17 protein-coding genes are annotated in these 20,634 nt (G+C 72.0%); 14 read left to right on the top strand and 3 right to left on the bottom strand.

From position 1 onward, the window contains the following. Positions 1 to 16: 16 nt before the first annotated feature. A complete protein-coding gene (locus Q9250_RS05810; RefSeq protein ID WP_306233640.1) occupies positions 17 to 988 on the bottom strand; it encodes a ribonuclease HI family protein in 972 nt (323 codons plus the stop codon). Between the two features lie 59 nt (positions 989 to 1,047). Here Q9250_RS05810 and ispG point away from each other — a divergent pair, with 59 nt between their 5' ends. The 10 genes from ispG (at position 1,048) to Q9250_RS05760 (ending at position 12,749) form a co-directional block, all read left to right on the top strand. Continuing rightward, positions 1,048 to 2,190: a flavodoxin-dependent (E)-4-hydroxy-3-methylbut-2-enyl-diphosphate synthase gene (gene ispG, locus Q9250_RS05805; RefSeq protein ID WP_306233639.1), complete on the top strand. Its 1,143-nt coding sequence runs from the start codon at positions 1,048 to 1,050 to the stop codon at positions 2,188 to 2,190. A 1-nt stretch (position 2,191) separates the two neighbouring features. Further along, complete coding sequence (locus Q9250_RS05800; protein ID WP_306233638.1) at positions 2,192 to 3,511, top strand: MFS transporter; 1,320 nt, start codon at positions 2,192 to 2,194, stop codon at positions 3,509 to 3,511. 115 nt (positions 3,512 to 3,626) lie between these two features. Further along, entirely contained in the window at positions 3,627 to 4,634 is a 1,008-nt protein-coding gene (locus Q9250_RS05795) for an AAA family ATPase (RefSeq protein ID WP_306233637.1), read from the top strand. A gap of 9 nt (positions 4,635 to 4,643) precedes the next feature. Next, positions 4,644 to 5,531, top strand: coding sequence for a DUF58 domain-containing protein (locus tag Q9250_RS05790; protein WP_306233636.1), 888 nt, complete (start codon positions 4,644 to 4,646; stop codon positions 5,529 to 5,531). Then, positions 5,518 to 6,063 (top strand): hypothetical protein, encoded by a 546-nt coding sequence (locus Q9250_RS05785; RefSeq protein WP_306233635.1) that lies wholly within the window; start codon positions 5,518 to 5,520, stop codon positions 6,061 to 6,063. Before Q9250_RS05790 ends, Q9250_RS05785 begins: the two co-directional genes overlap by 14 nt. Beyond that, entirely contained in the window at positions 6,063 to 7,043 is a 981-nt protein-coding gene (locus Q9250_RS05780) for a vWA domain-containing protein (protein ID WP_306233634.1), read from the top strand. Before Q9250_RS05785 ends, Q9250_RS05780 begins: the two co-directional genes overlap by 1 nt. Next, the gene (locus Q9250_RS05775) at positions 7,040 to 8,071 is read left to right on the top strand and encodes a vWA domain-containing protein (RefSeq protein WP_306233633.1); all 1,032 of its coding nucleotides are present in this window, start codon (positions 7,040 to 7,042) and stop codon (positions 8,069 to 8,071) included. The genes Q9250_RS05780 and Q9250_RS05775 overlap by 4 nt, the downstream gene beginning before the upstream one ends. Next, entirely contained in the window at positions 8,068 to 8,823 is a 756-nt protein-coding gene (locus Q9250_RS05770) for a hypothetical protein (protein WP_306233632.1), read from the top strand. Before Q9250_RS05775 ends, Q9250_RS05770 begins: the two co-directional genes overlap by 4 nt. A gap of 16 nt (positions 8,824 to 8,839) precedes the next feature. After that, the gene (locus Q9250_RS05765; protein ID WP_306233631.1) at positions 8,840 to 10,603 is read left to right on the top strand and encodes a proline--tRNA ligase; all 1,764 of its coding nucleotides are present in this window, start codon (positions 8,840 to 8,842) and stop codon (positions 10,601 to 10,603) included. Between the two features lie 124 nt (positions 10,604 to 10,727). After that, a complete protein-coding gene (locus Q9250_RS05760; protein WP_306233630.1) occupies positions 10,728 to 12,749 on the top strand; it encodes a PhoX family protein in 2,022 nt (673 codons plus the stop codon). Positions 12,750 to 12,793: 44 nt separating this feature from the next. Here Q9250_RS05760 and Q9250_RS05755 read toward each other — a convergent pair whose 3' ends face one another. Next, the gene (locus Q9250_RS05755; RefSeq protein ID WP_306233629.1) at positions 12,794 to 14,293 is read right to left on the bottom strand and encodes an alanine/glycine:cation symporter family protein; all 1,500 of its coding nucleotides are present in this window, start codon (positions 14,291 to 14,293) and stop codon (positions 12,794 to 12,796) included. Between the two features lie 131 nt (positions 14,294 to 14,424). Between Q9250_RS05755 and nusA the strand changes: the two genes are divergently transcribed. The 4 genes from nusA to rbfA all read left to right on the top strand — a co-directional run bounded on the left by nusA (position 14,425) and on the right by rbfA (position 19,215). Beyond that, positions 14,425 to 15,414 carry a transcription termination factor NusA gene (nusA, locus tag Q9250_RS05750; RefSeq protein WP_306233628.1) on the top strand — a complete coding sequence of 330 codons (990 nt, stop codon included), beginning with the start codon at positions 14,425 to 14,427 and terminating at the stop codon, positions 15,412 to 15,414. Positions 15,415 to 15,470: 56 nt separating this feature from the next. Then, on the top strand, positions 15,471 to 15,872 hold the full coding sequence (locus tag Q9250_RS14175; protein ID WP_422665080.1) for a YlxR family protein: 402 nt from the start codon (positions 15,471 to 15,473) through the stop codon (positions 15,870 to 15,872). A 72-nt stretch (positions 15,873 to 15,944) separates the two neighbouring features. Further along, positions 15,945 to 18,713, top strand: coding sequence for a translation initiation factor IF-2 (gene infB / locus Q9250_RS05745; RefSeq protein ID WP_306233627.1), 2,769 nt, complete (start codon positions 15,945 to 15,947; stop codon positions 18,711 to 18,713). Between the two features lie 67 nt (positions 18,714 to 18,780). Next, the gene (gene rbfA, locus Q9250_RS05740) at positions 18,781 to 19,215 is read left to right on the top strand and encodes a 30S ribosome-binding factor RbfA (protein ID WP_306233626.1); all 435 of its coding nucleotides are present in this window, start codon (positions 18,781 to 18,783) and stop codon (positions 19,213 to 19,215) included. Here the strand turns inward: rbfA and Q9250_RS05735 are convergent. Then, positions 19,212 to 20,624, bottom strand: a complete 1,413-nt coding sequence (locus Q9250_RS05735; protein WP_306233625.1) for an RNB domain-containing ribonuclease — start codon at positions 20,622 to 20,624, stop codon at positions 19,212 to 19,214. The two genes, rbfA and Q9250_RS05735, sit on opposite strands and share 4 nt — an antisense overlap. Positions 20,625 to 20,634: the final 10 nt, after the last annotated feature.

Genomic DNA, 20,634 nt, shown 5'->3' with positions numbered 1-20,634 from the left:
GCGACCCCTCAGCCGGCTACGCCTCGCGCGTGCCCTGGTGGAATCGCTGGCGCCAGCGGCCACCGGACCGCACCCAGAGGCTGCTGCGGAGCGCGGGCTCGTCGCCCACCGACCGCCAGAGGATGAGCTGCGTGTCGGCGGAGAGCTCGTGCGTGGCCAGCAGCTCGAGCTCGACCCGCTGGGGCAGCGGCGCGATCTCGGCGAGCAGCTCGTCGCGGCTCCAGCGCCGGCCCGACGCGCCGATCTCCTCCCACTCGGGGTGCAGCAGCGCGGCGACCTCGGCGGGGTCGGAGCGCACGGCGTCGGTGAGCAGGGAGCGCTCGAGCCGCACCACCTCGGCCTCGGCGGGCTCGTCCGTCAGGAAGTCGAAGCCGTCGAACAATGCGGGGGCGGATGCGGCCGGCGCCGCGGGCGCATCGGTCACGGCGGCGGGCGCGGCCGCGGCCGAGGCGGGGGCCTCCGGCGAGCGCGACCCGGCCGGCGGTGCGGTCCGGGCCGCCTGCTCGCCGCGCGTGACGCCGCCGAACCCCGGTCCCGCATCCGGCACCAGGCCACGCTGGTAGGCGCCGGCCGCGCCGTTCGCGAGCCGGTCGGCGGCCTCGTTCAGCGGATGTCCGGCGTGCCCCTTCACCCACTCGAACTCCACGCGGCCACCGGCGGCCCTGCGCTCGGTCATCAGCCGGTCGAGCTCCTCGAGCAGCTCGCGGTTCAGCACCGGCTTGCCGTCGGCCTTGCGCCAGCCCTTGCGCTTCCAGCCGGGCATCCACTGCGTGATCGACTTGATGACGTACTGGCTGTCGCAGAGGATGCGCAGCTCGTCGACGCCGCGCGTCTGCTGCAGCAGGTCGACGACGGCGGCGAGCTCGCCGATGTTGTTCGTGCCCAGCCGCTGCCCGCCCGCGGCCCAGCGCCCCTCGTCGACGTACCAGCCCCAGCCGGTGGGGCCGGGGTTGCCGAGGGAGGAGCCGTCTGCCGCTGCGGTGATCACCCGAAGAGTCTGCCATCGGCGCAGAGGGCGCTCAGCGCCGCGGGAAGTAGGCTTGCCGCATGGCAGCCATCAACCTCGGCAAGCCCGAGCCCCTCACGCTCGCGCCCCGTCGCAAGAGCAGGCAGATCAAGGTCGGCAAGGTGCTCGTCGGCGGCGACGCCCAGGTCTCCGTGCAGTCGATGACCACGACGAAGACCACCGACATCAACGCGACCCTGCAGCAGATCGCCGAGCTCACCGCCACCGGCTGCGACATCGTGCGCGTCGCGGTGCCCAGCCAGGACGACGCCGATGTGCTGCACATCATCGCGAAGAAGTCGCAGATCCCGGTGATCGCCGACATCCACTTCCAGCCGAAGTACGTCTACCAGGCGATCGACGCGGGCTGCGCGGCGGTGCGCGTCAACCCGGGCAACATCCGCAAGTTCGACGACCAGGTGGGCGAGATCGCCAAGCGCGCGAAGGCCGCTGGCGTCTCGCTGCGCATCGGCGTGAACGCCGGCAGCCTCGACCCGCGCCTGCTCGAGAAGTACGGCAAGGCGACACCCGAGGCGCTCGTCGAGTCGGCGGTGTGGGAGGCGAGCCTGTTCGAGGAGCACGACTTCCACGACTTCAAGATCTCGGTCAAGCACAACGACCCGGTCGTGATGGTCAAGACCTACCGGATGCTCGCCGAGCGCGGCGACTGGCCGCTGCACCTCGGCGTCACCGAGGCGGGCCCGGCGTTCCAGGGCACGATCAAGTCGGCGACCGCCTTCGGCATCCTGCTCGCCGAGGGCATCGGCGACACGATCCGCGTCTCGCTCTCCGCGCCGCCGGCGGAGGAGGTCAAGGTGGGCCTGCAGATCCTGCAGTCGCTGAACCTGCGCGAGCGCAAGCTCGAGATCGTCTCCTGCCCCTCCTGCGGCCGCGCCCAGGTCGACGTCTACTCGCTGGCCGACGCGGTCACCGAGGGGCTCAAGGACGTGCAGGTGCCGCTGCGCGTCGCGGTGATGGGATGCGTCGTCAACGGTCCGGGCGAGGCCCGTGAGGCAGACCTCGGGGTCGCGTCGGGCAACGGCAAGGGGCAGATCTTCATCAAGGGCGAGGTCGTCAAGACCGTGCCAGAGGCCGACATCGTGCGCACCCTCATCGAGGAGGCGCGCAAGATCGCCGACGAGCAGGGCCTGCCCGCGGGCGAGGCCGAAGTCGTCACGGTCTGACATGGCCTCGCCGGACGGGGAGCCGACCGCGCGGGCGGCTGCGGAGTCCGGCGCAGCGCCCGACGCGGCCTCCGGCACCGCATCCGGCGCCGCATCCGGCACCACGCCGCGGCAGGCGCAGCACCCGGCGCAGCGGCGCACGCTCGTGGTGCTGTCGGTCGCGCAGGCGCTCGGCGGCCTCGCCAACGGCGTCGCGCTCGGCGTGGGCTCGCTGCTCGTCGAGCAGGTGACCGGCCGCGCAGAGCTCGCCGGGCTCGCCGCGACGCTGCTCACGCTCGGCGGCGCGGGCCTCGCGGTGCCGCTCGCGCGGCTCGCGCAGCGGCGCGGCCGCCGCGTCTCGCTCACCGCCGGCGCGCTGCTGGCGCTCGCGGGCACGCTGCTGCTGATCGTCGGCGGCGCGCTGAGCCTCGCCTGGCTCGTGCTGCCCGGCTTCCTGGTGCTGGGCGGAGCGATGGCGGTCAACCTGCAGTCGCGCTTCGCCGCCACCGACCTGTCGACCCCGCAGCGCCGCGGCCGCGACCTCTCCACCGTCGTGTGGATGACCACCATCGGCGTCGTGATCGGCCCGAACCTCATCGAGCCGGGCGACGCGCTCGGCGCGGCGATCGGACTGCCGCCGCTGGTCGGCGCCTACCTGATCAGCGCCACCGCGATGGCCATCGTCGTCGCCGTGCTCTGGGCGTTCCTGCGGCCCGACCCTTTGCTTGCGGCGCGCGTCGGGGTGCCCGCCCACGCCGAGCGCCCGCGCCTGCGCCTGGGGCAGCATCCGCGTGCCCTCGCCGCCGTCATCGCGGTCGCCGCCGCCCACGCGACGATGGTGGGCGTGATGGCGCTCACGCCCGTGCACCTCGGCCACGCGGGGCAGCAGCTGGGCGTGATCGGCTTCACGATGAGCGCCCACACCGCCGGCATGTACGCCCTCTCGCCGGTGTTCGGCTGGCTCACCGACAAGGTCGGCGCACGCGTGACGGTGCTGCTCGGGGCCGGCATCCTGCTGCTCGCGGTGCTCAGCAACCTGGCGCTGCCCGTCTCGCTCGCGCCGGTCGGGCTGGCGCTGCTCGGCCTCGGCTGGAGCGCGGCGACGGTGGCCGGCTCGACGGTCGTGGCCGGCGCCGTCGAGCCGCGGCTGCGACCGGCGCTGCAGGGCCGCAGCGACCTGGCGATGGGGCTCACCGGGGCCGCCGCGGGCGCGGCGGCCGGCCCGATCCTGGGCCTCGTCGGCTATGCGGGCCTCAACCTCGCGATGCTGCCGCTCATCGCCGCCGTCGCGGTCGCCGCGATCGCCGCGACCCGCGCGCCGGCCGTGCGGCAGACTGCCTGAGCGGGCGTCCAGCGGGGGCACAGCGAGGCACAGCCGCAGCCGGTAGCGTGGCCGAGGCGAGAGCCTCGGAGACCCCTCCGCGCCGACGCCGTGCCGACGACCGATAGGAGCGCGCGTGTCCAATGCAGTCCCCGGGCGGGACCCGATCACGCCGGAGGAGCTGGAGCGCGCGAAGCGCATCATCCGCTCCATCGAGCAGTCGTTCCAGTCGACCGTCGTCGGGCAGCACCAGCTGCTGCGCTCGCTGATGGTGGCGCTGCTCACCGGCGGGCACGTGCTGATGGAGTCGGTGCCGGGGCTCGCGAAGACGACCGCGGCGGCGACGCTCGCGCGGTCGGTATCCGCCTCGTTCCACCGCATCCAGTGCACGCCCGACCTGCTGCCCAGCGACATCGTCGGCACCCAGATCTACGACCAGCACTCCGGCGACTTCCGCACCCAGCTGGGCCCGGTGCACGCCAACTTCGTGCTGCTCGACGAGATCAACCGCTCGAGCGCCAAGACGCAGTCGGCGATGCTCGAGGCGATGCAGGAGCGCCAGACATCGATCGGCGGCGAGACCCACGACCTGCCCGAGCCGTTCCTGGTGCTCGCGACGCAGAACCCGATCGAGCAGGAGGGCACCTACACGCTGCCCGAGGCGCAGCTCGACCGCTTCCTGCTCAAGGAGATCCTCACCTACCCCTCGCCCACGGAGGAGGCCGAGATCGTGCGGCGCTCCGAGACGGGCGTGTTCGAGCGCGGCCACGACGGCCCCGTCGCGAGCCTCGACGACGTGCGCTTCCTGCAGGGGCTCGTGAAGCGCGTCTACGTCGACCAGGCGATCACCAACTACGTCGTGCAGCTCATGTACGTCACCCGGCATGCCGAGGACTACATCGGCGCGCAGCTGGCCGCCTACATCGAGTACGGCGCCAGCCCCCGCGGCTCGCTGTCGTTCTCGCAGGCCTCGCGGGCGCTCGCGCTCGTGCAGGGCCGCGACTGGGTGATCCCGGAGGACATCAAGGACCTCCGTCACGCCGTGCTGCGCCATCGCCTGATCCTCGGCTACGAGGCCGAGGCCGACGGCGTGACCAGCGAGCAGATCATCGACGCCATCTTCGGCGCCGTGCGGACCCCGTAGGGCCCGACGATGGAGCGACGGCTGCGCAAGGTGAAGACGACCATGTCGATCCACGCGCATCGTCGCACCCTCGAGCTGCTCGAGGGCGAGTACCAGTCGATCCACCACGGCCGCAGCCACGACTTCGACGACCTGCGCGAGTACCAGCCGGGCGACGACGTGAAGGACATCGACTGGAAGGCCACCGCACGCAGCCACGTGCCGCTGATCAAGCGCTACATCGCCTCGCGCCAGCACAACGTGCTGATGGTGGTCGACTCGGGCCGCAACATGGCGGCGACCGCCGAGTCGGGCGAGTCGAAGCTCGAGCTGGCGATCCTGGTGTCGGGCATCCTCGGCTACCTCGCCACGCGGCACGGCGACCGCGTCGCGCTGCTGATGGGCGATGCCGAGCGCACCGAGAACATGCAGGAGGGCGGCTCCGAGGCGCACCTCGAGCGCATGCTGCGGCGCATCGACGCGGCGGTCTCGCTCGACGGCCCGCTCTCCGACCTCGAGGGCGTGCTCGAGCATGCCGTGCGGCGGATGCGTCGCAGGTCGCTGATCGTCGTGGTCGCCGACGACGTCGCCTACACGCACGACCTCGACGTGCACCTGGGCCGGCTGCACACGCGGCACGAGGTGCTCTGGGTGTCGATCGGCGACGCCGACCTGATGGCGCGCGCGGGCCACACCCAAGACCTCGTCGGCGTCGACACGGGCGTCGGGCTGCCGCCGTTCCTGCGCCGCGACCGCGGGCTGCGGCGCGCCTTCGACGACGAGACGGCCGCCCGGCGCGAGCGGCTCGAGAACGGACTGCGCTCGCTCGGCATCGCGTCGGTGCGCATCGACTCCTCGGCGACCGCGATCGGCGGGCTGTTCCGCCTGCTCGAGAGGCACCGCCGTGCCCGGCGCTGACCTGCTCCGCGGCGCCGACCTGCTGCGCAGCGCCGACCTGCTCGGCCGAGCGGTCGACCTCGCCCGGCTGCCCGCACCCGACACCTACGGCCCCTTCGGCTACTTCCCCTGGTGGGTGCTGGGCGCGCTCGCGCTGCTGCTCGTGCTCGGCGTCTACGCCTTCAGCTGGCTCTGGACCCGGCCGCGGGGCATCCTCGAGCCTCCGCCCCCACCACCCGTGCCGATCGACGTGCGCAGCGTCAAGGAGAAGTACTTGAGGCTGATCGACGAGGTCGCCGCCGAGCACGCCGCGGGCGATCTCGAGCCGCGCGCCCTGGCGCAACGGCTCAGCCTCGTGCTGCGCTTCTTCGCCCACGAGTCGACGGGCGTCGTCGCCGAGGTGATGACGCTGCGCGACCTCGGCGATGCCGATCTGCCGACCGTGCAGGGCGCGGTCGAGCAGTACTACCCGTCGTCGTTCCGCCGGGCGGCGAAGCACGACCCCGACGCGGCGATCGCGGCCGCGCGACAGGTGGTGGCGACGTGGATGTGATGCTGCTGTGGCCTTGGCTGCTGCCGGTCGTGATCGTGGTCGGCCTGGGCGCGGCGCTGCTGGGGCTGCTGCTGCCGAAGCGCCGCCGCGAGCGCGGGCTGCCGGTCGCGCACGTCGACCGGATGACCTCGCTCGCCGTCTTCCGCGGTGCGCTGCTGCGCTACCGCGTGGGGATCGCGAGCGCGCTCGCGCTGGCGGTCGTCGGGGTCGGCGTCGCGGGCGCCGTCGCGTCGCGCCCGTCGGGCATCGCCGCGAACCAGGAGGAGGACTTCAAGCGCGACATCGTGCTGTGCCTCGACGTCTCCGGCTCGATGGTCGACGTCGACGCCGAGATCCTGGCGGTCTACCAGCAGATCGCCGCAGAGCTCGACGGCGAGCGCATCGGCATGCGCATCTTCGACGCGTCGAGCGTGATGGCCTTCCCGCTCACGAGCGACTACGACTACATCCAGGAGCAGCTCGGACGCTACGTGCGGGCGCTGAACGGCACGCTCGGGCCCGAGGAGCAGTTCAACTACCTCGCCGGCACCGCGAGCGGCCTGGGCGCATCGCTCGTCGGCGACGGCCTCGCCTCCTGCGTGCTCGACTTCGCCGACCTCGAGGCGAGCGAGCGGCCGCGCTCGATCATCCTCGCCACCGACAACGTGGTGAACGGGCAGCAGATCTTCTCGCTGCCGCAGGCGGGGCAGCTCGCCGTCGACAACGAGGTGCGCGTGTACGCGATCAACCCGTTCGACTTCGGCGGCGACATGTACTCGCAGGAGCTGCGCGACATCGCCGAGGGCACCGGCGGCGCCTACTTCGCGCTCGACTTCGCGCAGACCGTGCCGCAGATCGTCGACCGCGTCAACGCGATCGAGGCCGGCTTCATCGAGACGCCGCCGCAGATCCAGGTGATCGACCGGCCGGGGGCGCTGCCGCTCATCGTGCTGCTCCTGGTCGCGGGGGTCTGCCTCATCGCTGCGAGGGTGCGACTGTGATCACCTTCCACCCCACGCTCCCGGTCCTCGTCGTCATCGTCGGCGCGATCGCGCTCGGCCTCTGCATCTGGCAGCTGGTCGCGGTGCGCGGGCGCCGCCTCGCGTGGCTGCGCCGCACCCTGCTCGTGACGCTCGCCGTCGCGATGGCCTTCCGCCCCGCGCTGCCCGGCGGCGAGGTGCCCACCGCATCCATCCAGGCGCGCGTGTTCGTGATGCTCGACACCTCGCAGTCGGTGGCGGCGGAGGACTGGGGGAGCGAGGCACGCCTGGCCGGCATGCAGGAGGACGTGGTCGAGATCGCCCGCTCCTTCGCCGGCGCCGACCTCTCGGTCATCTCCTTCGACTCGCAGGCGATCCTGCGGGTGCCGCTCACCGACGACGGCTCCGCCGTGATCGAGATGGTGCGCGCCCTGCGGCCCGAGATCGCGCAGCAGTCGCGCGGCACCTCGGTGGCGGTCGCGCACGACCTGCTGAAGACCGAGCTCGAGCGCAGCGCCGCCGACGACCCCGCCTCGCCGGCGATCGTCTTCTACCTGGGCGACGGCGAGCACACCGCCGAGGAGCAGCCGCAGTCGTTCGCCGACGTGGGCGGGCTCGTCGACCGCGGCTTCGTGCTGGGCTACGGCACCGAGCAGGGCGGCCGCATGCGCATCTCGAGCTTCAACCCGAACGAGGATCGCTACGTGCAGGATCCCGCCGGCGGCGGCGACGCGATCAGCCGCATCGACCAGGGGCAGCTGCGGACGATCGCCGACCAGCTCGGCGTCAGCTACCTGCAGCGGGCCCCCGGCCTGCCGCTCGCGGATGCGCTCGGCCCGATGGCGGCCCTCGAGGGCGCCGCCGACCTCGACCGCACCGAGCAGGCGCGGCTCGAGTTCGCCTGGGTGCTCGGCATCCCGATCGCGCTGCTGCTGGCCTGGGAGGCGCTCAGCCTCGCGCGCTCGCTGCGGTCGACCCGCGGCATCCTCGGCACCGACCGCCGCGCTCCCGTGGGCGGCGGCACCGGCGTGAGGGAGCGCATCCGATGAACCGCATCCGCCCCCCGAAGACGCTCACCGACCGGCAGCGCCGCACCCTGCGCTGGTGGCTCATGCTCGGGCTCATCCCCGTCGCGCTCGCGGCGATCGTGCTCGCGACCAAGCTCATCGGCGTCAGCGCGCTCTCGCAGACCGCGGCCGATCGCTTCGAGGCCCGCGCCTACGGGCAGGCCGCCGAGGCGGCACGCGGGCTCGAGCTGTGGAACTGGGTCGAGCCGTGGAAGGCGCCCTTCGGCCTGGGCGTCTCGCTGACGATGGCCGACGCGCTCGAGGAGGGCCGCGCCAAGCTCGAGGAGTCGCTCGAGCTGCACGGCGAGCCCGAGACCGCGATCGAGATGAACGAGCACTGCGTCATCGTCGCCTCGCTGGTGACGAACATCGAGAAGCAGGGCGACGTCGCGCGCGAGGCGCAGGACACGCAGACCGCGAACGGCCTCTACAACGAGGCGCTCGCGCTCATCGACGCGACGCCCGAGGGCTGCCACGACGAGCCGCGCGAGGGCGAGGCCGACACGGCCGAGCAGTTCGAGGCCGCGGTGCCGCGCATCGAGGAGAAGATCGAGGACGAGCAGTCGCAGGACGGCGAGGGCGAGGGCGAGGGAGAGTCGGACGGCGAGCAGTCGCCGCAGGAGCAGCTCGAGGAGCAGAACCAGGACGCCCAGACCGAGCAGCAGCAGCAGGATCAGTACGACCAGGACGGCGATCAGCCGGGCGGTGGCCCGGCGGTCGAGAACCCGTGGTGACCGTAGACTCGCAAGGGTGATCCGCCTCTCCCAGCTCTTCTTCACCACGCTCCGCGAGGACCCGGCCGAGGCCGAGGTCGCGAGCCACCGGCTGCTGCTGCGCGCCGGCTACATCCGCCGCGCCGGCGCGGGGCTCTACTCGTGGCTGCCGCTGGGGCTGCGGGTGCGTCGCAACATCGAGCGCATCGTGCGCGAGGAGATGGAGGCCGTCGGCGCGCAGGAGGTGCTCTTCCCCGGCCTGCTGCCGCGCGAGCCCTACGAGCGCACCGGCCGCTGGACGGAGTACGGCGACGGTATCTTCCGCCTGCAGGACCGCAAGGGCGCCGATCACCTGCTGGCGCCGACGCACGAGGAGGTCTTCACGCTGCTCGTGCAGGATCTCGTCTCGAGCTACAAGGCGCTGCCGCTGACGATCTTCCAGATCCAGGACAAGTACCGCGACGAGGCGCGGCCGCGGGCCGGCCTGCTGCGCGCCCGCGAGTTCACGATGAAGGACGCCTACTCGTTCGACGTCACCGACGAGGGCCTCGCCGCCTCCTACCAGCTGCAGCGCGACGCCTACGAGCGCATCTTCAAGCGCCTGGGCCTCGAGTACGTGATCGTCTCGGCCGACGCCGGCGCGATGGGCGGCTCGAAGTCCGAGGAGTTCATGCACCCGACGCCGGTCGGCGAGGACACCATCGTGCGCTCGGCCGGCGGCTACGCGGCCAACGTCGAGGCCTTCGAGACGCTGGCGCCCGAGCCGCTGCCGATCGAGGGGCAGGCGGATGCGGTGGTCCGGGAGACGCCGGACACCCCCACGATCGAGACCCTCGTCGCCGATGCCAACGCGCGCTTCCCGCGCGAGGACGGCCGCCCGTGGACGGCCGCCGACACGCTGAAGAACGTCGTGCTGCGCCTGACGCACCTCGACGGCACGCGCGAGCTGGTCGTGATCGGCCTGCCCGGCGACCGCGAGGTCGACGAGAAGCGCGTCGAGGTCGCCTTCCAGCCGGCCGTGGTCACCGCGGCCGACGACGACGACTTCAAGGCCAACCCGGGCCTCGTGAAGGGCTACATCGGCCCGTGGTCCACCTCCGGCGCCGTGCTGGGGGAGCGCGCGACCACGCGCATCCGCTACCTGCTCGACAAGCGCGTCGTCGACGGCACGAGCTGGATCACCGGCGCCAACGAGCCCGGCAGGCACGTCTTCGGGCTGGTCGCCGGCCGCGACTTCGTCGGCGACGGCTGGGTCGAGGCGGCGAACGTGGTCGACGGCGACCCGGCCCCGGACGGCTCGGGCCCGGTGGTGCTCGAGCGCGGCATGGAGATCGGCCACGTCTTCCAGCTCGGCCGCAAGTACGCCGAGGCGCTCGGGCTGAAGGTGCTCGACGAGCACGGCAAGCTCGTCACCGTCACGATGGGCTCCTACGGCATCGGCGTGACCCGCAACCTCGCGGCGATCGTCGAGAAGTCGCGCGACGACAAGGGCATCGTCTGGCCGCGCGAGGTCGCGCCGTTCGACGTGCACGTCGTCGCCACGGGCAAGGATCCCGAGGTGTTCTCGATCGCCGAGCGCGTGGCGGCCGACCTCGACGTCCGAGGCCTCGAGGTGCTCTTCGACGACCGGCCGAAGGTGTCGCCGGGGGTGAAGTTCGGCGACGCCGAGCTGATGGGCATGCCGCTGGTGGTGGTCGTCGGCCGCGACGCCGCGCAGGGCAGCGTCGAGCTGTGGGACCGCGCGAGCGGCGAGCGCAAGCAGGTGCAGCTCGCACAGCTGCAGGAGGCGATCGGCCGCTGACGATCGCGGGGGTCGAGCCGAGCCGTTCGCCCGGCGTTCGCTTCGCGTTCACCCGGAGGTCGCCTGCGCAGCGATCGGCAGGCAGAGGCTGGTGCCGTCAGCGAAGCCGACCCGGAGGATCGCCATGTCCATTCCCCTGCAGCTGCTGCCGAGCGCCGATCACGCGCGCGGCAAGCGATCGCCCGTCACCTGCCGCCTGAAGTGCGGCGACGCGTGCCTCGGGCCCGAGTGCAACCAGAGCGCCAACCCCACGTTCCGCTCCATCGCCGATGCGGTGCTCTCGCGCCGCAGCGCGCTGGGCCTCGGCGTCGCCGGCGCCGTCGCGATCGCGGTCGCGCCCGCCCTGGGCGGCGGTCGCGCGACCGCCGCCGCGGCCGCGACCTCGTCGACGATGCCCTTCACGCCGATCGCTCCGGTGCCGGCCTCGGTCGACGCACTGACGGTGCCCGCGGGCTTCCGCTGGGTGCCGGTGATCCGCTGGGGCGACCCGGTGCTGCCCGGGGCGCCCGTCTTCGACGCCGAGGCGCAGACGCCCGAGGCGCAGGCCGCGCAGTTCGGCTACAACAACGACTACCTCGCCGTCATCCCGGATGCGTCCGGGCTCACGGGCGTGCTGGTCGCGAACCATGAGTACTCGAACGAGCAGATCATGTTCCCGCCCACGACCGATCCCGCGCAGCTCGCGGTGCAGTCGCGCATCCTGAAGATGGCGCAGGGCATGTCGGTCGTCGAGGTCGCGCGCGACTCGGTGCGCGATCCCTGGCGCGCCGTCGCCGGCGCGCGCAACCGGCGCGTGACGGTCGAGACCGAGCACGAGCTGACCGGTCCCGCGGCGGGCAGCCCGCTGCTGCAGACGGCGACGGATGCGTCGGGTCGCGTCGTGCTCGGCACCCTCGGCAACTGCGCGGGCGGCACCACCCCCTGGGGCACCGTGCTCTCCGGCGAGGAGAACTTCAACAGCTACTTCCGCACGCCGGTCGCCGACCGGGCGACGAGCCGCTACGGGCTCGCCGACCGCGCCACCGCGACCCGCTGGGAGCTCGAGGACCCGCGGTTCGGCGGCACCGAGGGCTTCGAGCAGGAGCCGAACCGCTTCGGCTACATCGTCGAGATCGACCCGCAGGACCCGACCTCGACCCCGGTCAAGCACACGGCGCTCGGCCGCTTCAAGCACGAGGGCGCCAACGTGCGCATCGGCGAGGACCGCCGCGTGGTCGCCTACATGGGCGACGACGAGCGCGGCGACTACCTCTACAAGTTCGTCTCCAAGCACCGCTTCAACGACGGCACCGGACCGGGCGCCCGCAAGCAGAACAAGAAGCTGCTCACCGAGGGCGACCTGTTCGTCGCCCGCTTCACCGGTGACTCGCCGGTGGCCGAGATCGACGGCACGGGCACGCTGCCGGCGGATGGCGCGTTCGACGGCATCGGCCAGTGGGTGCCGCTCACGCTCGGCGGCCGCAGCATGGTGCCGGGCATGACGATCGACCAGGTGCTGGTGCACACGCGCCTCGCGGCCGACCTCGTGAACCCCACGAAGATGGACCGCCCCGAGGACGTCGAGCCCCACCCCATCACGGGTCGCGTGTACGTCGCGCTCACGAACAACTCGAACCGCGGCACGCGGCACGCGCTCGACGAGGCCAACCCCCGCAGCAGCAACCGCGACGGCCACGTCATCGAGCTGACCGAGACGCAGGGCGCGTCGGGCACGGCCTTCGGCTGGTCGATCCTGCTGCTGTGCGGCGACCCCTCGTCGCCGGCGACCTACTTCGCCGGCTACCCGAAGGAGCTCGTCTCGCCGATCTCCTGCCCCGACAACGTCGCGTTCGACTCCGAGGGCAACCTGTGGATCTCGACCGACGGCCAGCCGGGCACGCTCGGCCTCGACGACGGCCTGTTCAAGGTCTCGCTCGAGGGCGAGACCCGCGGCCGGGTCGAGCAGTTCCTCGCGGTGCCGACCGACGCAGAGACCTGCGGCCCCGTCATCCACGACCAGGAGCAGACCGTGTTCGTCGCGGTGCAGCACCCGGGCGAGGACGGCGTGTGGGGAGCGCAGCGCTCGATGTTCCCCGACTACGGCGCGACGGGCCCCGGCACGTTCGCCGGACCCCGTCCGTCGGTCGTGCAGGTGCTGCCGGCCTGAGCCGTCCCGCGGGTGCGCTGCCGCAGCGGCGCACCCGCCGCCGGTCAGCGCTGCGTCGCCCCGGCGGCGTTCGCGGCGCCGGTCTCGGGGTCCGGGTCCGCGATCGACCACTGACCGGTGACCGACTCGACGCTCTCCCACACCTCGACCCCGCGCAGCTCGGGCAGCATGTCGCGGGTGAACACCGGATCCTTGCCGGCGCGGCGCTGCTCGTCGTAGTTCTTCAGCAGCTTGAAGGCGACGCCCGACAGCAGGCCGATGGCGACGAGGTTCACGATCGCCATGACGCCCATCAGCAGGTCGGCGGTGTTCCAGATCGTCGCGGTCGCGACCACCGAGCCGCCGAGCACCGCGACGACCGCGAGCACGCGATAGACGGTCAGCGCGGTGCGGTTCTCGGTGATGAACTCGATGTTCGACTCGCCGTAGTAGTAGTTGCCGATGATCGACGAGAACGCCAGCAGGAAGACGATCAGCGACAGCGCCACGCCCGCCCAGGCGCCCAGCTGCCCCGTGACCGCGTCGAACGTCAGGCCGATGCCGCCCTCGGCGCCCGTGAGGTCGGGCGTCGACACCAGGATGATGAATGCGGTGATCGAGCAGACGAGGAACGTGTCGAAGTAGACGCCGAGCGTCTGCACGAGGCCCTGCTTCGCCGGGTGCGTGACGGCGGCGGAGGCTCCGGCGTTCGGCGCGGAGCCGAGACCGGCCTCGTTCGAGAACATGCCGCGCTTGACGCCCTGCATGAGGATCGTGCCGATCGCGCCGCCGGCGACCTGCTGGAACCCGAAGGCTCCCGCGTAGATCTCGCCGATCACGCGCGGCACCTCGGTGACGTTCATGCCGACGATGATGAGGCCGAGGATCAGGTAGAGCAGCGCCATCGCGGGCACCAGCGACTCGGTCACCTTCGCAATGCGGCGGACGCCGCCGAAGACGACGAGGGCGGTGAGGATGGCGACCGCGATGCCGATCGCCCAGGGCAGCCAAGCGGTGTCGACGCCGATGGTCGAGGTCACCGTCGCCACGATCGTGTTCGCCTGCAGCGACGAGAAGGCGAAGGGGAAGCACACGATGAGGATGACGGCGAAGAGGATGCCCATCCAGCGCTGCCCGAGGCCGCGCTGCATGTAGTAGGCGGGGCCGCCGCGGAAGCCGTCGGCGTCGCGGTGCTTGTAGAGCTGGGCGAGCGACGACTCGATGAACGACGAGGCGCCGCCCACGAATGCCATCGTCCACATCCAGAAGATGGCGCCGGGGCCGCCGATGGCGATCGCGGTCGCCACGCCGGCGATGTTGCCGACGCCGACGCGGCTCGCCGCCGAGATCGTGAACGCCTGGAACGACGACACCGACTGGTTGCTGCCGTCCCTCGCCTTCGGGGTCTTGTCGGTCAGCACCTTGAACATGGCCGGCAGCAGGCGAAGCTGCACGACGCCGGAGCGGACCGTGAAGTAGATGCCGAGCAGCGCGAGCACGGGCAGCACCACCCACGTCCACCAGAAGTCGCCAGCAGTCAGCACGAACCCATCGAACGCTTCCATGGCGGCAACCCTAGCGGCGCCTGTGCCTCAGCCAAGAGGCGGATGCCCGCGGTAGCCGGGCAGGCAGGGGGCCGGTAGACTGATCGGTCGGCATCCCAGGTGGGACGCCTCGCAGGAGAAGGAGCCCACAAGTGAAGATCGATCTGAGCGTGCTGAAGACCGTCGAGCGCGAGCGGGAGATCTCCTCGGATGCGCTCATCCACATCATCGAGCAGGCGATCCTGCAGGCGCACATCAGCTCGGGCGAGAAGCCGGCGCCGGGCGCGCCGCAGCCCCGCGTCGAGGTCAACCGCTCCACGGGCGAGGTCGCGCTGTACGAGCCCGAGCTCGACGAGGACGGCAACCGCATCGGCGAGTCGCTCGCGACCACCGATGACTTCAGCCGCATCGCCGCATCCGCAGCCAAGCAGGTCATCTTCCAGGCGCTGCGCGACAAGACCGACGAGACGGTGCTGGGCGCGTACAAGGACCGCGAGGGCGACATCATCGCGGGCATCGTGCAGCAGGGCACGAACCCGCGCATGGTGCACGTCAAGCTCGGCGACGACATGGAGGCGCTGCTGCCGCCCGAGGAGCAGGTGCCGGGCGCCGAGTACAAGCACGGCCAGCGGATGCGCGTCTACATCACGAAGGTCGAGCGCGGCCAGCGCGGACCGCAGGTCACGGTGAGCCGCACGCACCCGTCGCTCGTGCGCCGCCTCTTCGCGCTCGAGGTGCCCGAGATCGCCTCCGGTGCCGTCGAGATCGTGGCGATCGCCCGCGAGGCCGGCCATCGCACGAAGATCGCGGTGCGCGCCACACAGCCCGGCATCAACGCGAAGGGCGCGTGCATCGGCGAGATGGGCGCCCGCGTGCGCGCCGTGCAGGCCGAGCTCGGCGAGGAGAAGGTCGACATCGTCGACTTCTCCGAGGATCTGCCGGCGTTCGTCGCCAGCGCCCTCAGCCCTGCGAGGGTGTCGGATGCGTTCATGATCGATGAGAAGACCCGTGCCGTCCGCGCGCTCGTGCCCGACTTCCAGCTGTCGCTGGCGATCGGCCGGGAGGGCCAGAACGCCCGCCTCGCCGCGAAGCTCACTGGCGCGAAGATCGACATCCAGCCGGATTCGGTGATGGAGGACTGACCAGCCGAGGTCGTTGCCCGCGGCCAGGGGGTTCGTGGATGTCGATCTGAGCGGTCGTGAGGAAGAGGCCCGGTGGGGCTCTTCCGAGCGATGAGATCGACATCCAGCCCGATTCGGTGAGACTGACGGGCCCGCACCGACACGCCTCTGCATCCCGGGCGTGTCTGCGGTACTGTAGACGCATCCGAACGTGTCTTGGCTGTCGCGCGCGCACTGAACCCGCACATCTCGTGCGGATCGTCGCGCAGGACTCCGTGGCGGTCGTCGATCTCGATCAACGGCTCCCGGGCCGAGGCGCATGGGTGCATCCGACGCAGCAGTGCGTGGAGCGCGCAGTCCGCTCGCTTCCGCGGGCACTGCGCCAGAAGCCCCTGGACACCTCGCCCATCGCACGATGGGCGCAGGACGGGCTCGAACCGAGCCCCGACCGAAGGAACGAAACCCACATGGACAACTGATGAGCAGCTCGAAATGAGACCCGTCAGCAATTGACGTCCGCCCTGTCTTGGGCGGACCAAGACAGGAGAGAAGTGGCAAACCCACGCGTTCACGAGATCGCCGCCGAGATCGGCGTCGAGAGCAAGGTCGCTCTGGCCAAGCTCAAGGAGATGGGCGAGTTCGTCAAGGGACCCGCCTCGGCGATCGCACCCCCGGTCGCTCGCAAGCTCAAGGCCGCCCTCGAGGCGGAGGGGCACACGGCGACCGCCGAGCCCGCGGCGGCTCCCGCCGCGCCCGCCAAGGCACCGGCTGCGAAGGCACCGGCCGCGAAGGCACCGGCCGCGAAGGCACCGTCGGCCAAGCCCGGCGGCGCCGCCCCCAAGGCGCCCGCACCGGCAGCGGCTCCCGCCGCCCCGGCGCCCGCTGAGGCCAAGGCTCCGGCCGCTCCGGCGCCCGAGGCCGAGGCGCCGAAGGCCGACGCGCCGACGCCCGCACCCGCGGCTGAGGCCCCCGCGTCGACGGCCGCTCCCGCGACCGGCGACGCGGACAGCGCGACCCCCGGCTCGATCCCTCGCCCGATGGGCCGCCCGGGAGCCCCGCGCCCCGGCAACAACCCGTTCGCCTCGTCGCAGGGCATGGGTCGACCGCGCCCGGGCAACAACCCGTTCACCAGCAAGGCTGGCCCCGGCGGGCCGCGCCCGGTGGCTCCGCGCCCCGGCGCTCCTCGTCCCGGCGCCCCGCGTCCCGGTGCGCCGCGTCCCGGCGCTCCGCGTGCGGGTGGGCCCGGTCGTCCCGGTGGCCCCGGCCGTCCGGGCGGCGCCGGCGGCTTCCAGCGCGCAGGCGCCGGTGCCCCCGGTCCCGGCGCTCCCGGTCGTGGCGGTCCCGCGTTCGCGGGTCGTCCCGGCGGCGGCGGCCGCGGTCGCGGCGGCACTGCCGGCGCGTTCGGCAAGGGTGGCGCGAAGGGCAAGTCCCGCAAGTCGAAGCGCACCAAGCGGCTCGAGTTCGAGATGCGCGAGGCGCCGTCGATCGGTGGCGTCAAGGTGCGCCGCGGTGATGGCACCACCATCATCCGCATGCGCCGTGGCGCATCGATCGCCGACTTCGCCGAGAAGATCGACGCGAGCCCCGGCGACCTGGTGACCGTGCTGTTCCACCTCGGCGAGATGGCGACGGCGACGGAGTCGCTCGACGAGACCACCTTCGAGCTGCTCGGTGCCGAGCTGGGCTACAAGGTCCAGATCGTCAGCCCCGAGGACGAGGACAAGGAGCTCCTCGAGGGCTTCGGCCTCGACCTCGAGCAGGAGCTCGAGGACGAGACCGACGAGGACCTCGAATACCGCGCGCCGGTCGTCACCGTCATGGGTCACGTCGACCACGGCAAGACGCGCCTGCTCGACGCGATCCGCGGCGCCAACGTCATCGACGGCGAGGCCGGCGGCATCACGCAGCACATCGGCGCCTACCAGGTGTGGAAGGAGCACGAGGGCGAAGACCGCGCGATCACCTTCATCGACACCCCGGGTCACGAGGCGTTCACCGCCATGCGTGCTCGTGGTGCCCAGGTGACCGATATCGCGATCCTCGTGGTCGCGGCGGACGACGGCATCATGCCCCAGACGATCGAGGCGCTGAACCACGCGCAGGCGGCCAACGTGCCGATCGTGGTCGCGGTCAACAAGGTCGACAAGGAGGGCGCGAACCCCGCCAAGGTGCGCCAGCAGCTCACCGAGTACGGCCTCGTCACCGAGGAGTACGGCGGCGACACGATGTTCGTCGACGTCTCGGCGCTCGCGCGCACCGGCATCGAGGAGCTCCTCGAGGCCGTGCTGCTCACCGCCGACGCCGGTCTCGACCTGCGTGCCAACCCCAACAAGGAGGCGCGCGGCATCGCGATCGAGGCGAAGCTCGACAAGGGCCGCGGCTCGGTGGCGACCGTGCTCATCCAGTCCGGAACGCTCCGCGTCGGCGACGCGATCGTGGCGGGCACGGCCTACGGCCGCGTCCGTGCGATGGTCGACGACCGCGGCGAGCTGGTCGAGGAGTCGTACCCGTCGATGCCCGTGCAGGTGCAGGGCCTCTCGAGCGTGCCTCGTGCCGGTGACACCTTCATCGTCACGGAGGACGACCGCACCGCCCGCCAGATCGCCGAGAAGCGCGAGGCCGTCGAGCGCAACGCCCAGCTGGCCAAGGCCCGCAAGCGCATGTCGCTCGAGGACTTCAAGCTGGCGATGGAGCAGGGCAAGGTCGAGACGCTCAACCTCATCATCAAGGGTGACGTCTCGGGTGCCGTCGAGGCGCTCGAGGAGTCGCTGATGAAGATCGAGATCGACGACTCCGTCGACCTGCGGATCATCCACCGCGGCGTGGGCGCGATCACCGAGTCGGATGTCAACCTGGCGACGGTCGACTCGGCCGTCATCATCGGCTTCAACGTCCGTCCGGACACGAAGGCCCGTGAGCGCGCCGCCCGTGAGGGTGTCGACGTGCGGTTCTACAACGTCATCTACGCGGCGATCGAAGATGTCGAGAGCTCGCTCAAGGGCATGCTCAAGCCGGAGTTCGAAGAGGTCCAGTCGGGCGTGGCGGAGATCCGCGAGGTGTTCCGCTCGTCGAAGTTCGGCAACATCGCCGGCTGCATCGTCCGCTCCGGCACGATCACCCGCAACGCGAAGGCGCGCGTCATCCGCGACGGCATCGTGCTGGCCGATGGCCTGGCCATCGAGTCGCTGCGACGCTTCAAGGACGACGTGACCGAGGTCCGCACCGACTTCGAGTGCGGCATCGGCCTCGGCAAGTTCAACGATCTGCAGATCGGCGACGAGATCGAGACCACCGAGATGGTCGAGAAGCCGCGCGTCTGACGCGAGCATCGAGTATGGGGCGGCTCCGGCCGCCCCATACTCGTCTGAGGAAGCACAGGAGGAACTGATGGGCGAGAACCCCAGGGCGAGGAAGATCGCCGACCGCATCCACGAGATCACCGTGCACGCGCTCGAGCGCGAGGTGAAGGATCCGCGGCTCGGCTTCGTGACGATCACGGATGTCCGCATGACGGGCGACCTGCAGCACGCGTCGATCTTCTACACCGTGTACGGCACCGACGAAGAGCGCGAGGAGACCGCCAAGGCGCTCACGAGCGCCAAGGGCCTCGTGCGGCGCGAGATCGGCAAGGGCATCTCGCTGCGGCTGACGCCGACGATCGAGTTCATCCTCGACGCGCTGCCCGAGAACGCCGCGTCGATCGAGCACCTGCTCGACGAGGCTCGCGTGCGCGACCTCGAGGCGCAGCGCGCCGCAGCGGCCGCCGACTACGCAGGCGACGCCGACCCGTACAAGAAGCCGCGGGAGCTCGACGAGGACTAGGCGTCCGCGAAGCGGAGCCGGCGCGCCGCCAGGTCGGCCTCGACGAGCCGCACCCTGACGCGCTCGCCCGGCTCCGCGACGGTGTCGCAGGCCGCCTCGGTGGGCGGGTCGATCAGCTGGATCGTCGCGCCCTCCTTGCGGGTCTCGACGACCACGGCGTCGAACTCGTCGCCGACCCGCGAGCGCAGCATCGCGATCTCGACCGCGTCGATCGAGGCGCGCTCGAGCTGGCCCGCGGCGCGTCCCGACTCGGCCATGATCTCGGGCAGGCCGTCGAGCCCGTCGCTCGCCCACTGCGGGATCTCGCGGCCGTTCGCGATCGCCTCGCAGTGCGCGAGCACGTAGCGGTCGACGAGCCGCCGCAGCGGCGCAGTGGTGTGGGCGTACGGGGCCCCGATCGCCGCCTGCTCGAGCGCCGACGCATCCGAGCGCTCATCCAGCACGGTGTAGCCCGCACCCCGGAAAAGGCGCCGGGCGGCCTGCAGGATCGCGAGCGTCGTCGGCTTCGCGCGGTCGAGGCGGCGCAGGAAGGCGCCGTAGTGCTCACCCTCGGCCCACTCCTCGCCGATGGCCCGCACCTCCTTGCGGAACCGCGCGACGTCGCTCTCCGGCGGGCGCGGCATGGTCCGCAGGATGCCGCGCTTCGCCTGCAGCTGGAGGTTCGCGGCCTCCATGCCGGTCATCAGCGAGATCTGCGCGTTCCAGCGCTCGACCGGCAGCAGCTCGCGGCGCTCGATGCGGTACGCGCCGTCGACGTGCGCGATCTCCTCCTCGGGCATGTCGAGGCTCGCGCCCTCGCGCGCCTCCTCGAGCGCGATGCGCAGCTCGCCGACCTCCCTGAGCAGCCCCAGCATCGCGTCGCCCGCCTCGACGCGCGCCTGCGCCTGGCGGTAGGTCAGCTGCTCGCGCGACCGCACCCGAGCCCGCTCGAGGGCGGTCTCGACGACGGCACCCGACGCATCCAGCCGCATCGTCCACACGTAGGCGCCGCGCTCCTGCGCCTCGAGCAGGCTCGCCGCACCCTCGCTGACCGCCGGCGGGTGCAGCGGCACGCGGCCGTCGGGGGCGTACATCGTCTGGCCGCGTCGGCGCGCCTCGGCGTCGATGGCGCCGCCCGGCTCGACGAACGCGGGCACGTCGGCGATCGCGTAGCGCACCTCGAAGCCGTCGCCGGCGCGCTCGATGTGGAGCGCCTGGTCGAGGTCGGTGGAGCCCTCGGGATCGATCGTGACGAAGCCGACGCCCGACCGGTCGGCCTCCGGCAGGCGCGGCGCCGCGGCGAAGGCCTCGGCCTCGGCGAGCGCCTCGGGCGGGAACTCGGCGCCCAGGCCGAGCTCCTCGCGGATCGCGGCGAGGGCGGCGGCGAGCTCGTCGCTCGCGTCGGTGACGTGCTCGTAGCGTGCGGGCATGCCGACAACC

The organism is Agrococcus beijingensis (assembly GCF_030758955.1).
Lineage (GTDB): Bacteria > Actinomycetota > Actinomycetes > Actinomycetales > Microbacteriaceae > Agrococcus > Agrococcus beijingensis.
The sequence above is the reverse complement of the archived record's forward strand: the minus strand, read 5'-3'. Positions and strand labels throughout refer to the sequence as shown.

Excerpts from the sequence above, each read along its gene's own strand:
- Q9250_RS05780 (WP_306233634.1), top strand. The coding sequence starts at position 6,063 with ATGCTGCTGTGGCCTTGGCTGCTGCCGGTCGTGATCGTGGTCGGCCTG.
- Q9250_RS05790 (WP_306233636.1), top strand. The coding sequence starts at position 4,644 with ATGGAGCGACGGCTGCGCAAGGTGAAGACGACCATGTCGATCCACGCG.
- Q9250_RS05760 (WP_306233630.1), top strand. The coding sequence starts at position 10,728 with ATGTCCATTCCCCTGCAGCTGCTGCCGAGCGCCGATCACGCGCGCGGC.
- ispG (WP_306233639.1), top strand. The coding sequence starts at position 1,048 with ATGGCAGCCATCAACCTCGGCAAGCCCGAGCCCCTCACGCTCGCGCCC.
- Q9250_RS05800 (WP_306233638.1), top strand. The coding sequence starts at position 2,192 with ATGGCCTCGCCGGACGGGGAGCCGACCGCGCGGGCGGCTGCGGAGTCC.
- rbfA (WP_306233626.1), top strand. The coding sequence starts at position 18,781 with ATGGGCGAGAACCCCAGGGCGAGGAAGATCGCCGACCGCATCCACGAG.
- Q9250_RS05735 (WP_306233625.1), bottom strand. The coding sequence starts at position 20,624 with ATGCCCGCACGCTACGAGCACGTCACCGACGCGAGCGACGAGCTCGCC.
- Q9250_RS05755 (WP_306233629.1), bottom strand. The coding sequence starts at position 14,293 with ATGGAAGCGTTCGATGGGTTCGTGCTGACTGCTGGCGACTTCTGGTGG.
- Q9250_RS05770 (WP_306233632.1), top strand. The coding sequence starts at position 8,068 with ATGAACCGCATCCGCCCCCCGAAGACGCTCACCGACCGGCAGCGCCGC.